The organism is Frankia torreyi (assembly GCF_000948395.1).
Taxonomy (GTDB): Bacteria; Actinomycetota; Actinomycetes; order Frankiales; family Frankiaceae; genus Frankia; species Frankia torreyi.
Genome location: NZ_JYFN01000023.1, coordinates 20946 through 33190, shown reverse-complemented (window position 1 = coordinate 33190; position 12245 = coordinate 20946). Strand labels below are relative to the sequence as shown.

The 12245-nt window shown below is 74.8% G+C and carries 12 protein-coding genes and 3 pseudogenes; 6 read left to right on the top strand and 9 right to left on the bottom strand.

Annotation, left to right across the window (positions count from 1 at the left end; genetic code table 11):
- Window positions 1–46 precede the first annotated feature (46 nt).
- The 4 genes and pseudogenes from FF36_RS34930 to FF36_RS15435 form a co-directional block, all read right to left on the bottom strand.
- The gene (locus FF36_RS34930; RefSeq protein ID WP_044885772.1) at window positions 47–238 is read right to left on the bottom strand and encodes a hypothetical protein; all 192 of its coding nucleotides are present in this window, start codon (window positions 236–238) and stop codon (window positions 47–49) included.
- 138 nt (window positions 239–376) lie between these two features.
- Window positions 377–1027 (bottom strand): annotated as a pseudogene (locus tag FF36_RS38085) (CoA transferase); the annotation flags it as partial.
- Window position 1028: 1 nt separating this feature from the next.
- On the bottom strand, window positions 1029–1474 hold a 446-nt coding region (locus tag FF36_RS38080; RefSeq protein ID WP_242422532.1), incomplete at its 3' end, for a CoA transferase.
- A gap of 93 nt (window positions 1475–1567) precedes the next feature.
- Window positions 1568–2794: an ABC transporter substrate-binding protein gene (locus FF36_RS15435; RefSeq protein ID WP_044885770.1), complete on the bottom strand. Its 1227-nt coding sequence runs from the start codon at window positions 2792–2794 to the stop codon at window positions 1568–1570.
- Window positions 2795–3239: 445 nt separating this feature from the next.
- Here FF36_RS15435 and FF36_RS15430 point away from each other — a divergent pair, with 445 nt between their 5' ends.
- Window positions 3240–4070, top strand: a complete 831-nt coding sequence (locus tag FF36_RS15430; RefSeq protein ID WP_236705792.1) for a FadR/GntR family transcriptional regulator — start codon at window positions 3240–3242, stop codon at window positions 4068–4070.
- On the opposite strand, the gene FF36_RS38075 is transcribed toward FF36_RS15430, so the two are convergent.
- Together FF36_RS38075 and FF36_RS38070 are read right to left on the bottom strand one after the other, a co-directional pair.
- Window positions 4047–4583, bottom strand: coding sequence for an acyl-CoA dehydrogenase family protein (locus FF36_RS38075; RefSeq protein WP_277912943.1), 537 nt, complete (start codon window positions 4581–4583; stop codon window positions 4047–4049). The two genes, FF36_RS15430 and FF36_RS38075, sit on opposite strands and share 24 nt — an antisense overlap.
- 50 nt (window positions 4584–4633) lie before the next feature.
- On the bottom strand, window positions 4634–5249 hold a 616-nt coding region (locus tag FF36_RS38070; RefSeq protein ID WP_277912942.1), incomplete at its 3' end, for an acyl-CoA dehydrogenase family protein.
- 16 nt (window positions 5250–5265) lie between these two features.
- Between FF36_RS38070 and FF36_RS15420 the strand changes: the two are divergent.
- Window positions 5266–6326, top strand: a pseudogene (locus FF36_RS15420) (acyl-CoA dehydrogenase family protein); the annotation flags it as partial.
- Window position 6327: 1 nt separating this feature from the next.
- Window positions 6328–6627 (top strand): annotated as a pseudogene (locus FF36_RS38065) (acyl-CoA dehydrogenase family protein); the annotation flags it as partial.
- A gap of 86 nt (window positions 6628–6713) precedes the next feature.
- Here the strand turns inward: FF36_RS38065 and FF36_RS15415 are convergent.
- Window positions 6714–7505 (bottom strand): FadR/GntR family transcriptional regulator, encoded by a 792-nt coding sequence (locus FF36_RS15415; RefSeq protein WP_044885766.1) that lies wholly within the window; start codon window positions 7503–7505, stop codon window positions 6714–6716.
- 205 nt (window positions 7506–7710) lie between these two features.
- Between FF36_RS15415 and FF36_RS15410 the strand changes: the two genes are divergently transcribed.
- The 3 genes from FF36_RS15410 (at window position 7711) to FF36_RS15400 (ending at window position 11238) form a co-directional block, all read left to right on the top strand.
- A complete protein-coding gene (locus tag FF36_RS15410) occupies window positions 7711–8472 on the top strand; it encodes an SDR family oxidoreductase (protein WP_044885765.1) in 762 nt (253 codons plus the stop codon).
- A gap of 434 nt (window positions 8473–8906) precedes the next feature.
- Complete coding sequence (locus FF36_RS40395; RefSeq protein ID WP_339325607.1) at window positions 8907–9353, top strand: PaaI family thioesterase; 447 nt, start codon at window positions 8907–8909, stop codon at window positions 9351–9353.
- A 67-nt stretch (window positions 9354–9420) separates the two neighbouring features.
- On the top strand, window positions 9421–11238 hold the full coding sequence (locus FF36_RS15400) for an FAD-dependent monooxygenase (RefSeq protein ID WP_052681143.1): 1818 nt from the start codon (window positions 9421–9423) through the stop codon (window positions 11236–11238).
- Window positions 11239–11310: 72 nt separating this feature from the next.
- Here the strand turns inward: FF36_RS15400 and FF36_RS15395 are convergent, their stop codons facing one another.
- Together FF36_RS15395 and FF36_RS31565 are read right to left on the bottom strand one after the other, a co-directional pair.
- Window positions 11311–11607, bottom strand: a complete 297-nt coding sequence (locus tag FF36_RS15395; RefSeq protein WP_242418939.1) for a nuclear transport factor 2 family protein — start codon at window positions 11605–11607, stop codon at window positions 11311–11313.
- 52 nt (window positions 11608–11659) lie between these two features.
- Entirely contained in the window at window positions 11660–12244 is a 585-nt protein-coding gene (locus tag FF36_RS31565) for a PaaI family thioesterase (protein ID WP_052681142.1), read from the bottom strand.
- Window position 12245 lies beyond the last annotated feature (1 nt).

Sequence of the window (12245 nt, the reverse complement as noted above, 5' to 3'; positions counted from 1 at the left end):
AAGAGCCCGCGGGGACCTTCGGCCCGGCGAGCAGTGCCGCCTGCCGCTACTCCGGGAACTCGGCCAGGGCCCGCTGGAGCTCCTCGCGCGTCCCGGCCAGGGCGACGACACCGAGATCGTCGGTGGCCGCCCACACGAGGTGATCGCCGAGCTGATAGTCGGCGATACGCAGCGTGCCGTGCCGGGCGGCGGCATCGACGGGGACGTGACGGGGGATCCGCGGCGTCGGACTGCCCATCGCCCTCACCTCCAGCTAGAAGATCCCCAACATAGCCCCGCCGGGCCGCTCGAGATGTCTCGCGGGTGCCCGCCGGCGGGTCGGGCCGACCGCAGCGCGACGGCCAACCTCAACGCGACGGCCGACCTCAGCGCGACGTCAGCGGTCGCGCCAGGCAGCGAGGATCCCCTCGGCGGGTTCGGGGTCGGTGTGCGGGCGCGGGGGCGGCGCCGGGGTGGCGGAGAAGCGCGGAGTCGGCGCGGCCTGGGTGATCCCGTCCACCTCGACGACCGTACCGCGGGCGGCGATCTGCGGGTGCGCCGCCACCTCGTCGAAGGTCAGCACCGGCGTCAGGCAGGCGTCGAGGTCGGCGAAGGCGGCCACCCACTCGTCGCGGGCGCGGCGCGCGAAGGCCTCGGTGAAGCGGGCGCGCAGCACCGGCCAGCCCTGCTCGTCGTCCTGCGGCGGGAGGTCGGCGTCGGCCAGGTCGAGGCCGCGCAGCAGGTTCGCGTAGAAGGCCGGTTCCATCGCCGCGACAGCGACGAACCGGCCGTCGGCGCAGGTGTAGGTGTCGAAGAAGGGGGCGTGCCCGTCGAACAGGTTGCTCTCGCGGGCATCGTTCCACCGTCCCTGGCCGCGAAACGACCAGACCATCTGGGCGAGCAGGCTGACCCCGTCGACGATGGCGGCGTCGACGACCTGGCCCCGGCCGGAGCGCTCCACCTCGTGGAGCGCCGCGAGGACCCCGACGACGCCCTGCATCGCGCCGCCGGCGAAGCCGAGCAGGTTCAGCGGCGGCAGCGGCCGTTCNCCGGCGCGCCCCAGCGCACCCAGGACACCGGTCAGCGCGATGTAGTTGATGTCGTGGCCGGCCTGCTGGGCCAGCGGCCCCTGCTGGCCCCAGCCGGTGATGCGCCCGTAGACCAGCCGGGGGTTGCGGGCGAGGCAGTCCTGCGGGCCGATCCCGAGCCGCTCGGCGACGCCGGGGCGCATCGCCTCCAGCACCACGTCGGCCGCCGCGGCGAGGTCCAGGGCCGTGTCCCGGCCCTGCGGCGAGCGCAGGTCGACCGTGACATGCCGGCGCCCGCGCAGCACCGGGTCGCCCGCCGTGGCGGGGTAGGGGCCGCCGCCCGGACGGTCCAGGCGGACCACGTCCGCACCGAGATCGGCGAGCGCCATCGCGGCCATCGCCACCTGGCCGAGGCCGGCGAGTTCCAGCACGCGCAGTCCGGCCAGCGGTCCCGCACCCCGATCCATCCGACCTCCGGTTCTTGGCGCCAAGAAAGCAGCTCTCCCCTGTGTTTAGCGCACGTGGGCGGCAGATGTGGCCGGGGCCGGCGCGGCGATCGCTCAGCCGGCGCCGCCGGACGCGGGCAGCTCCCGCCCGCACAGCCGCTCGTCGAGGACGTCGAAGGAGCCGGCGGCGTTGGCCTGGACGAACGCGAGGCAGGTGGTGGGCCGGCCCAGGTTGGTGCTCAGGTCGAGGGGCGAGATCAGGCCCCCGGCGTCGTAGCTGCGCACCGAGCGCAGGGCGTCGATGAAGCCCCGCCGGGTCGGGCAGGCGCCGGCCTGCTGCAACCCGCGCAGGAACAGGTCGGTGTCGATGTAGGCGATCATCGCGAGGTCCTGGCGGGGGTTGGCGATCTGGGGGGCGTAGCGCGTCATCGCATCGAGGTAGCCGGCGATGGGCGCCCCGCCGGCCTCGAAGGGCCGGTAGAACACCGGCACGATGACGCCGGTCATGGCGCCGCCCGCCTCGGCGAGGAGCTGGCTGTCGTAGCCGCTGACCGAGAGGATCACCTTCGGGTTCCACCCGGTGGCGGGCAGCTCGCGCAGCACCGCCGGCAGGTCGGGGGTGCCGACGACGGTGAGCAGCGTGTCGGCTCCGGTGGCGGCGAGCCGCCGGGCGATCGCGGCCGGGCTGTCGGCGTTCGCGGTGTAGCCGATCTGGTCGACGACGGGGATGCCGACCGCGCGCAGGCTCGCGGACAGGCGGGCGCCGGCGTCGCTGACCCCGGTGGACAGGGCGGTGGTGAGCAGGGCCGCCCGGGTGCCGCCGCGGGACTTCACGAAGGTGCCGTAGGTGTCGCTGGCCGCACCGGTGGTGTAGGAGAAGGAGAACATGTTCCGCCTGGTCGACCAGCTGTCGCTGGCGGCCAGGCCCGCCACCGGCACGTCCCGTTCGGCGAGGTAGCCGGCGCTGCCGTCGGCGGCCAGGGAGTACTCGAGGATGCCGAAGTCCCCCTTGCCCTCGATCAGGTCGCGGGCGCCGATCGTGTTCGCCTCCGTCGTGCCCTGGTCGTCCCGCCAGTCGTAGACGATCTTCCTACCGTGGATGCCGCCGGCCTCGTTCGCCAGCCCCAGGCGGGCGTCGATCCCGGCCCGCACGGCCGCCAGCGACGACGCGGTGGGGCCCGAGTCCGGGTAGAGCAGGCCGAGGCGGACCTGGTCGGCGGTGATCCCGGGGGTGTCGCAGCTGGCGGCCGCGGGTTGCGTGCCCGACGAGCAGCCGCCCGTGAGGACGGTCAGCGCGAGCAGCGCGACGGCCAGGACCAGAGACGAACGTGTGCGAGGCATACCGGCGGGACTCCCGAGCGAACGCGAACGGCGTGCGGAACACGAACCCGCGGACGCGAAGGATCACTCCGGAAATCGCCGGACGCGCGCACCCCCGTACTCGCGGTTCGTCGTAGCTGCCGGCCCGACCATCCGCCCGGCTCCCGCCGCGGCGGGGCACGCTGACCAGCCGATGGGGACGCTACCCAAAGTTGTCCGCATACGCCACACCTGTCGTTCAGGTGATCGCACCGCCGCGCCGAGGCGCGTCGAGCCTCGGCGGGACGCGTCGAGCCTCGTCAAGACACGTCGCCTGCCGGCGGGCCCGTCCCGTCGCGGCCCCCGCGATCCGACGTGATCGCCCCCGACCCGACGCCCTTGAGCGCTAAATTATTTACATCTTAGAATGCTCGACATCGGTCCTCGCTCCGCCCGATCCCTCCCCCGCCCGACCGAAGGAGACAGCGTGGCTGCAGGCGGTCCGCAACGGCCACGCGACGCCATCGGCCGGCGGATGCGCGTGCCGAAGATGGCCGAGCTGGTCGCCTCGGACCTGCGGCAGGCCATCATCCGCAACACCCTCGCCGAGGGTCAGGCGCTGCCACCCGAGGCCGTGCTCATGGGGCAGTACGGGGTCTCGCGCCCCACCCTGCGGGAGGCGCTGCGCATCCTGGAGGCGGAGTCGCTCATCACGGTCCGCCGGGGCGCGGGCGGCGGGGCCCGCGTCCAGTCGCCGAACCCGGCGGTCGCGGCCCGCTACGCGGGGCTCGTCCTGGAGCACCGCGCCACCACGATCGCCGACGTCTGGGACGCCCGGCTGCTGCTCGAACCGCCGACCGCCGCCGCGCTGGCCCGCCGGCGCACCAAGGCCGACCTGCGGGCGCTGCGCGCCCTGCTGGCCGAGCACGACGCGGCCACCGAGCGGGTGCAGGGGGTGCGGCTGCACAACGAGTTCCACACCCTCGTGGTCCACCTCGCCGGCAACGAGACGCTCGCCCTGCTGATCACCCTGCTCGGCGAGATCATCAACCGGACCACCTGGACGCGCGTCGAGGCCGACCTCGGCACCCCGGAGCTGGAGCGGGCCGAGCGCGGCACCGTGCGGGTGCACGCCATGCTCGTGGACCTCGTCGAGGCCGGGGACGCCGCCGGCGCGCAGGACCTCTGGCGGCGCCACCTGGCCGCGGGCGCCCGCTACCTCGGCCAGGGCGGGCGCGACGAGGCCACGCTGGACCTGCTCGGGCGCCCCGGCGAGCCCGGGGCGCCGACGGACTCAGGCGGCTGGCTCGCGGGGTAGGCCGAGGACGCGCTCGGCGAGGATGTTGCGCTGCACCTCCGAGGTGCCCGCGTACACCGTGCCCGCCCGGGCGTTGAGCGAGACCTCCCACCAGCTCGCCGTCGACTCCGGGTCGGCGCCCGGGTCGTCGGTCCGCAGCGGCCGCGACGGCCCCTTGCCGACGAGCACCAGGCCGTCGAGCCCCTCGATGTCCAGCGCGAGCTGGGTGACCTCGCGGTGGTACTCGCTCCAGTAGAGCTTCGACACCGACGACGCCGCCCCCAGCTCGCCGCCGGCCAGCACGTCGCTGAGGATCCGGTAGCCGAGGAAGCGCATGACCTCCACCCGGGCCCGGAAGTACGCCAGCCGCCGGCGCACCACGGGATCGTCCGCGACCCCGCGCCGGCGCGCCAGCTCCACCAGCCGGTCGAGCTCCGCGGCGAACAGGATCGGGTTGGTCGCCGCCTCCTCGCCGCGCTCGTAGGTCAGCAGGGTCGAGGCGACCTTCCACCCGTCGCCGGGCTTGCCGACGATGGCGTCCGCGGGGCAGCGGGCGTCGGTGAAGAACNCCTCACANAAGNCCNCCCCGCCGGTCATGTGCCGGATCGGGCGGACCTCCACCCCCGGCTGGTCCAACGGCACCAGCAGGAACGACAGCCCCCGGTGCTTGGCCGCCTCGGGCTCCGTGCGGGCCAGCACGAAGATCCCCGTGCTACGGTGCGCACCCGACGTCCAGATCTTCTGCCCGTCGATGTGCCACTCGCCGTCGACCAGGCGCGCCCGCGTCCCCGCCGCGGCGAGGTCGGAGCCGGCGTTCGGCTCGGAGAACCCCTGGCACCAGATCTGCTCGCCGGACAGCAGGCCGGGCAGGATCGCCGCCTTCTGTGCCTCGGTGCCGTAGCGCAGCAGGGTGTTGCCCAGCATCTTGAACCCGGTCGAGTCCTGCGGCTGCACCCCGAACGGCACCCCGGCCCGGGTCAGCTCCTCCACCAGCACCACCTGGTGCAGGGTGGTCAGCCCCCGGCCGCCGTGCTCCACCGGCCAGGCCACCCCCAGCAGCCCGCGGCGGTGCAGCGTCCGGCGCCATCCGGTCACGAACTCGCGCACCGCCGCCGCGTCGCCCAGGGCGCCCGTCCCCGGCCAGCCCGGGGGCAGCTCCTCCGCCAGCACCGCCCGCACCTCGGCACGGAACTGCTCCACCTCCGCCGGATACCGCGTGTCCACCCGGACCTCCCCACACCCGCGACGGCTAGAATCAGATAAACAATATCCCTATCCTTGTGTCTCGAGCACAGTGTCCTGTCTCAAGCACAGGGTCCCGTCGACGTCCGCCGACTCGCCGACACACTCCGGTCGCCGGGCCCGGTCACCCGCTGGAGGTTCCGTGCAGTTCCGGTACAGTCCCGAACACGACGAGCTGCGCCGCGGCATCCGGCGCTACTTCGCCGAGGTCGCCGACGCCGATGCGGTGCGGCGCGACATGGCCACGCCGACCGGGTGGGACCCGGTGACCTGGCAGCGGCTGTGCGACGAGCTGGAGCTGCCGGCTCTCGCCGTGCCGGAGGAGTACGGCGGGGCCGGGTTCGGCCTGGTGGAGCTCGGCATCGCGCTGAGCGAGGCCGGCCGCAGCCTGCTGTGCGCGCCGCTGCTGTCGACCAGCTTCGCCACCCAGGCGCTGCTACACGCCGGCGACGCCGATGCCGCCGCCGCCCACCTGCCGGGCCTGGCCGCCGGCACGACCACCGGCACCCTCGCCGCCCGCGAACCCGGCCGGGCCTGGGACGCCACCCCCACGACCACGGCCGAGCGCGCCGGGGACGGCTGGGCGCTGACCGGCGTCAAGGACTGGGTGCTCGACGGGCAGAGCGCCGGGCTGTTCGTCGTCACCGCCACCACCGCCGCCGGGACGTCGCTGTTCCTCGTCGACGCCGGCGCGGCGGGTCTGGCGGTCGAGGCGCTGCCCGTCGTCGACCCGACCCGGCGGGTGACCCGGGTCACCCTCACCGGCACGCCCGGTGTCCTGCTCGGCGCCGACGGCGCCGGCGCGCCGGGCCTGGCCCGCACCCTGGACGCGGCGGTCACCCTGCTCGCCGCCGAGCAGCTCGGCGTCGCCGAGGCGGCCCTGGCGTCGGCGGTGGACTACGCCAAGCAGCGCGAGCAGTTCGGCCGGCCGATCGGCTCCTTCCAGGCGATCAAGCACAAGCTGGCGACCGTGCTGCTGGAGGTGGAGGCGGCCACGTCGGCGGTGATGTACGCGGCGTGGACGGCCGACGAGTCNCCCGCCGAGCTGCCCGAGGTGGCCAGCATCGCCGGCCTGACCTGCTCGGAGGCGGCCCTGCTCGCCGCCGGTGAGAACGTCCAGGTGCACGGCGGCATCGGCTTCACCTGGGAGCACTCCGCCCACCTGTACCTCAAGCGGGCGACGACCGACCGGCTGCTGCTGCGCGACCCGCAGCACCAGCTCGACCGCATCGCCGCGCTCGCCGGCATCACCGCGCAGGCCCCCGACGCCCCGGCCCCCGCGGAGCCGGCCGGGGCCGCGTCGCCCGACGTCCTCGCCGGGTCCACCGAGAGGTGAGCCCGGCCGGCGGGCGGAGCACTGCGGGCAGCCACCGGGTGACGAGCGGCCGGCAGGTGACGGGCGGCCGGCGCGGGGCGGGCTGGTCAGCCGAACATGTCCAGGACGGTCGTGCCGTCGCCGCGCTCCAGGTAGTCCCGGCCGGCGACGAGGTGGCGGCGCCACAGCCGCTCGGCGCGTTCGGCGTCGCGGGCCTCGATGAGGTCCACGACCCGGGCGTGCGCGGCCCGGCTGCGCGCGATCGCCGTGTCCAGGTCGGGCGAGCCGGCGTCCGACTGCACCCGCGAGCGGTCCGCGAGCTCGACGATGTGCTCGATCATGCCCATGAGGACCCGCAGCGTCTGGTTGCCGGTCAGCTCGATCAGCAGCGGATGGAACCGCTCGAAGTGGCGCAGCGTCTCCAGCGGCGACGCGGCGGGGTCGACCGGCTCGGCCAGGGCCGCCCGCAGCCGGGCGATCTCCTTCGGCCCGCCGGCGCGGGCGAGGTGGGCGACGGCCTGCGGCTCGGCGACCTCGCGGACCGCCAGCACGTCGGCGAGCGCGGTGCCCTGGTGCTGCAGGATCAGGCCGGCGTAGCGGGCGGCGACGTCGACGTTCGGCGGGCGCACCCGCACCCCGCCGCCGGGCCCCATCCGCACCATGATCAGCGATTCGCTCTCCAGCACCCGGAAGGCCTCGCGCAGCGTCGGGCGCGAGACGTGGAACTGGGCCATGAGCGCGCTTTCGGACGGCAGCGCCTCGCCGGCGGCGAGCTCGCCGCGGACGATCTGCCGGCGCAGGTGACCGGCGACGAGCTCGGCCGACTTCGGCAGGCGCACCCGTCGGTCCGCCCCCGGGCGCTCCTCGTGGGCCGCCCCGACGGGCTCGGCAACAGACATGTCCGCAGCTTCCTCACGACGACATTCGCGTCGCCGGCTGTACCGGCCCGCCCTACAACGGTTTCCTTCATACTCCATCCGGCGCGCGCCGCAGATCGCCTCGGCACGCCGGCCGCCCAGGGTGACCATTCGCTTGACTGGCCGGAAGGTCAGCGCAAATGTCCCTCTAGCTCGGCCGTCGGCCTCAACCACTAGGAGTACGCCCGTGTCCGAAACCCCCACCCGCGTCGCGATCGTCACCGGAGCGGCCCGCGGCATCGGCGCCGCGATCGCCCAGCGGCTGTCCCGCGACGGCCTGGCGGTCGCCGTGCTCGACCTGGAGGAGGCCGCCGCCAAGGGCACCGTCGAGGCGATCACCGCGGCCGGCGGTCGCGCCCTGGCGGTCGGCGCGGACGTCGCCGACCCCGAGCAGGTCACCGCGGCCGTCGCGGCCGTCACCGAGGGGCTCGGCGCGCCGACCGTACTGATCAACAACGCCGGCATCACCCGGGACAACCTGCTGTTCAAGATGAGCGAGGCCGACTGGGACTCGGTGATCGGCGTGCACCTGCGCGGCGCGTTCCTGATGACCCGCGCGGTCCAGAAGCACATGGTCGACGCCGGCTGGGGCCGCATCGTCAACCTGTCGAGCACGTCGGCGCTGGGCAACCGCGGCCAGCTCAACTACTCCACCGCCAAGGCCGGCCTGCAGGGCTTCACGAAGACGGCGGCGATCGAACTCGGCAAGTTCGGCGTCACCGCGAACTGCATCGCGCCGGGCTTCATCGCCAGCGACATGACCCGGGCCACCGCCGCCCGCATGGGCAAGACCTGGGAGGAGTACGTCGCCGCGTCCTCCGGGGTGATCCCGGTCGGCCGGGTCGGCGAGGTCGACGACATCGCGCACACCGTGTCGTTCTTCGTCAGTGAGGGCGCCGGCTTCGTCTCCGGTCAGATCATCTACGTCGCCGGCGGGCCGAAGGCTTGACCACGACGACGGGGCGGGCCGAGCCGCCCGAGGTCGAGGCCAGGGAGTACGCCGAGACCCGGTTCCGGGTGCTGCCCCCCGTGCACGGCGACGACGGCACCCGGGTACGGATGCGGATCGGGCCGTGGCTGGCCGGGCCGGGCGGCGTCCCGACGGTCGGCTCGCTCGGCGTCGTGGTCGACGACGCCATCGGCTCGGCGATCCTGCGGGCCCGCCTCGGCGACCGGCATTCGGTGACCTCCCAGCTCTCGCTGGAGGTCGTCGNCCCCCCGCCGTGGGCCGGCCCGGAGCTGACCGCGCACGCCACGCTGCTGGGCCGCGACGCCGTCGGTGGGCTCGCGGCCGCCACCGTGTACGACGGTGAGGGCCGGGTGGTGGCCGTGGCCACCGGCCGCTGCCGCTACGTCCCGGCGGACATCCTGCCGCCGGGCGGCATGCGCCCGCCCCTGCCACCCGCGGACCACGGGTCCCTGTTCGAGACCCTCGATCTGGCGTCGGCGTCGGCGTCGGCCGGAGCGATCCCCGAGCAGGCGTCACCGGCGGCCGGGGCGTCACCGGCGGCCGGGGCGGCGGGGCCCGAGGCGGGCTGGCCGGCGCTCGTCCTACCGAGCGGTCCCGGGATGCAGAACCCGCACAACACGGTGCACGGCGGCGTGCTGCTGTGCGGCTCCGATCTGGCGGTGGCGCTGGCGGACCCGGACGGGCCACCCCACACCACGTCGATCCGGATCAGCTTCCTGCGCCCCGGCGACGGCAACCATCCCGTCACCTTCACGACCCGCGCGGTCCACCGCGGCCGTTCCCTGGCGGTGTACGAGGTCAGCGCGGGCGGCCCGGCCGGCCGTCCATACACGGTGGCGACGGTGATCCGCGAGCACTGAAACGCCGCTGCCGCGACCGCATCGGTCAGCAGTTGCCCACTCCGCGTGACGTCACTACGGTGCACGCATGCCGAGTTCCGCGGACCGGCCCGGCGTCCTGGTCGTCGGCGCCGGCCCGACCGGTCTGCTGGTCGCCGCCGAGCTGGCCCGGCGCGGGGTGCGCACCCGGATCGTGGAACGGGCGACGCTCCGACCCCCCGGCAGCCGCGCCCTCGCCGTCAGCAGCCGCACGCTGATGCTGCTCGACGACCTCGGCCTGGCCGCCGAGGCGGTGCGCCGCGGCCGTCCGCTGCGCCAGGTCGAGGTGCACGACGTCAGCGGCCGACACGACGCGGGCGGCAGCAGGGAGGCGGGCCGGCGCGCGGGGACCGTCGTGCGGCTGCCCATCGATCGGGTGCCGAGCCCCTTCCCGTTCACCCTGTCGCTGCCGCAGCCGCAGATCGAGGACCTGTTGCGCTCGCACGCCGCGCGGCTGGGGGTGCGGATCGAGACGGGCGCCGAGTGTGTGGCGGTCCGGCAGGAGGACGAGCATGTCGTGGCGGTGCTGCGGCACGCGGACGGCTCGACGCGGACCGTCCTCGCCGACTGGCTGGTCGGCTGCGACGGCGCGCACAGCCAGGTCCGGCACACCGCCGGCATCGCCACACATGGCTACGACCTGCCCGAGACCTTCGCCCTCGGCGACGTCGTGACCGACTGGGCGCGCGAGCGCGCGCACGGCCAGGTGACCTTCTCCCCCGCCGGGGTCGTCGCCGCCTTCCCGATGCCCGGCCCCCGGCACTGGCGCTTCATCGCCGATCTCCCCGATACCGCCGGCTCCCACTCCGACGACCGCGCCGATCTCGATCTGGCGGAGCTGCAACGGCTGCTCGACGAGCGGCTGCCTGATCCACCGCGGCTGACCGAGGCGATCTGGACCACCACGTTCCGCGTCCACCAGCGCCGGGCGGAGACGTTCCGGCGCGGGCGGGTGCTGCTCGCCGGCGACGCGGCGCACTCGCACAGTCCCGTCGGTGGGCAGGGCATGAACACCGGCCTGCAGGACGCCTATGCCCTGGCCTGGCGGCTCGCGCTGGTCGCCACCGGGCGGGCCGACGCGGCGCTGCTCGACACCTACGCCGCCGAGCGGGAGCCGGTCGCCGACCGGCTGCTGGCCGGCACGGCCCGGGCGACCCGCGTGATCACCGCGCAGCATCCGGTCGCCCGGCAGGCGCGTGGCCTCGCCCTGCGACTCGTCGCCGCGAGCCCGCCGCTGGGCCGCCGGGCGGCGGCCGCGCTCAGCCAGCTCGGGCTCGGCTACCCCGACGGCCCCCTCACCGAACGCGAACCGAGCCGCACCGGTCGCCGCCGCGGGGTGCCGGACCCGGGCGCGCTCGCTCCCGACGTCGCGCTCGCCCCGGATGCTGCGCTCGCCCCGGACATCGCGCTCGCCGCCCCGGACGGCCCGACGCTGCGCCAGGCGACCCGGACCCCCTGGTTCTCGCTGCTGCTGTTCGCCGGTGGCGACGACGACGCGGCCCGACGGCTGCACGACGACGCCGCCCTGATCCATGCCCGCTTCGGCGACCTCGTCATCGCTCGGGTCGTCGCGACCTCCCCCGCCGGCCGGAACACCGGCGACGATCCTTCCGGCCGCGCGCATTCCGGCCGCGCGCATTCCGGCGGCGATGGCGCCGTCCTCGACCCGGCCGGCCGGGCGCGGGCACGCTACGGCGCCGCGATCGGCGAGGCCGTCCTCGTCCGTCCCGACGGCTACCTCGCCTACCGGTCGACCGCCGACCACGTCGGCCGGCTGGAACGCTACCTGCGCGCGCACGGCATCGCCCCGGCGCCCGCGGGGGCCGCCGCGCCGGCCTCGACGACGGCCGCGGGCAGGACCTCATGACCACCCGAGGCGAAGCCGGCCGGCGACGCGGAACCCGTCGCGCCGCGATGGGGTCGTGCCCCCAGCACGCCACTATTCAGCCGGGGTGGACAGCTCCATGCGCGCCTCGGCAAGGGCAAGCGGATTCAGGTAGTCGCGATACAAGACGATCTTTCCATCGTGGACTTGAAACACGGCGATGATGGACTGCTGGTATGCCGCACCGGTTGTTGTGATCTTTCCGCGGGCGTTGTACTCGACGATGACGACCTCCGGGTCGGCGGTCTCGTGGACCACCATGTCGTCGAACTTCTCCCACCGGATCGGAGCCTTGGCCGCCGCGGCGAAGTAGGCGCGGATCTCCTCCGGCCCCTCCAGGCGCGCGGGCACCCCCGCCACCCGATCCCTACCCGCCGACCAGGCATCACGGAAAGGCGGAGACTCAATCGTCAGCTGGGTGGGGGCGCGGCGAACGGGACGGAGGGCGGCGGATGTTGCGCAGGGTGATCAGCCCGGTGGCGCACATCGTCTGTGCGGGTTCGCGGGGGCCGAACGAATCGTCGGCCCTGGACCGGCTCGCCGCCGCGCCGGCGCCGATCCCGAGACCCGCACCGCCGTGAGCCGTGGGGAGGTCCGTTGCGCCGTCTGTGGTCGGAACGCACCAGACGTCGGCGGCGGCAATGGTCGTCGTCAGGCCCGCGTTGACCGCCCTGCCGCGGGCGAGGAACGCTGCGCCGCTCGCCGGGGCGAGGATCTTCAGGGTGATGTCGACGGTCATGTTGACCCAGCCGACCGGCAGCAGGGTGCCCGCGGCGCAGCCGGCGGCGAGGTCCGCCAGCGACGCGAGGACGCCGGCCTGGAGGTGGCCGTCGTGCTGGGTGAGCTCGTGGAGCCAGGGTTGGAGGAGCTCAGCCTCACCGGGGGCCACCCGCCCGACCCGGAAGCCCAGCCGGGCCGCGGCGGGCATGCTGAGAACCGTCTCGGTCACGAACCGGACGTAGTCGGGGTTGGTCGGGTGCACCGCCATC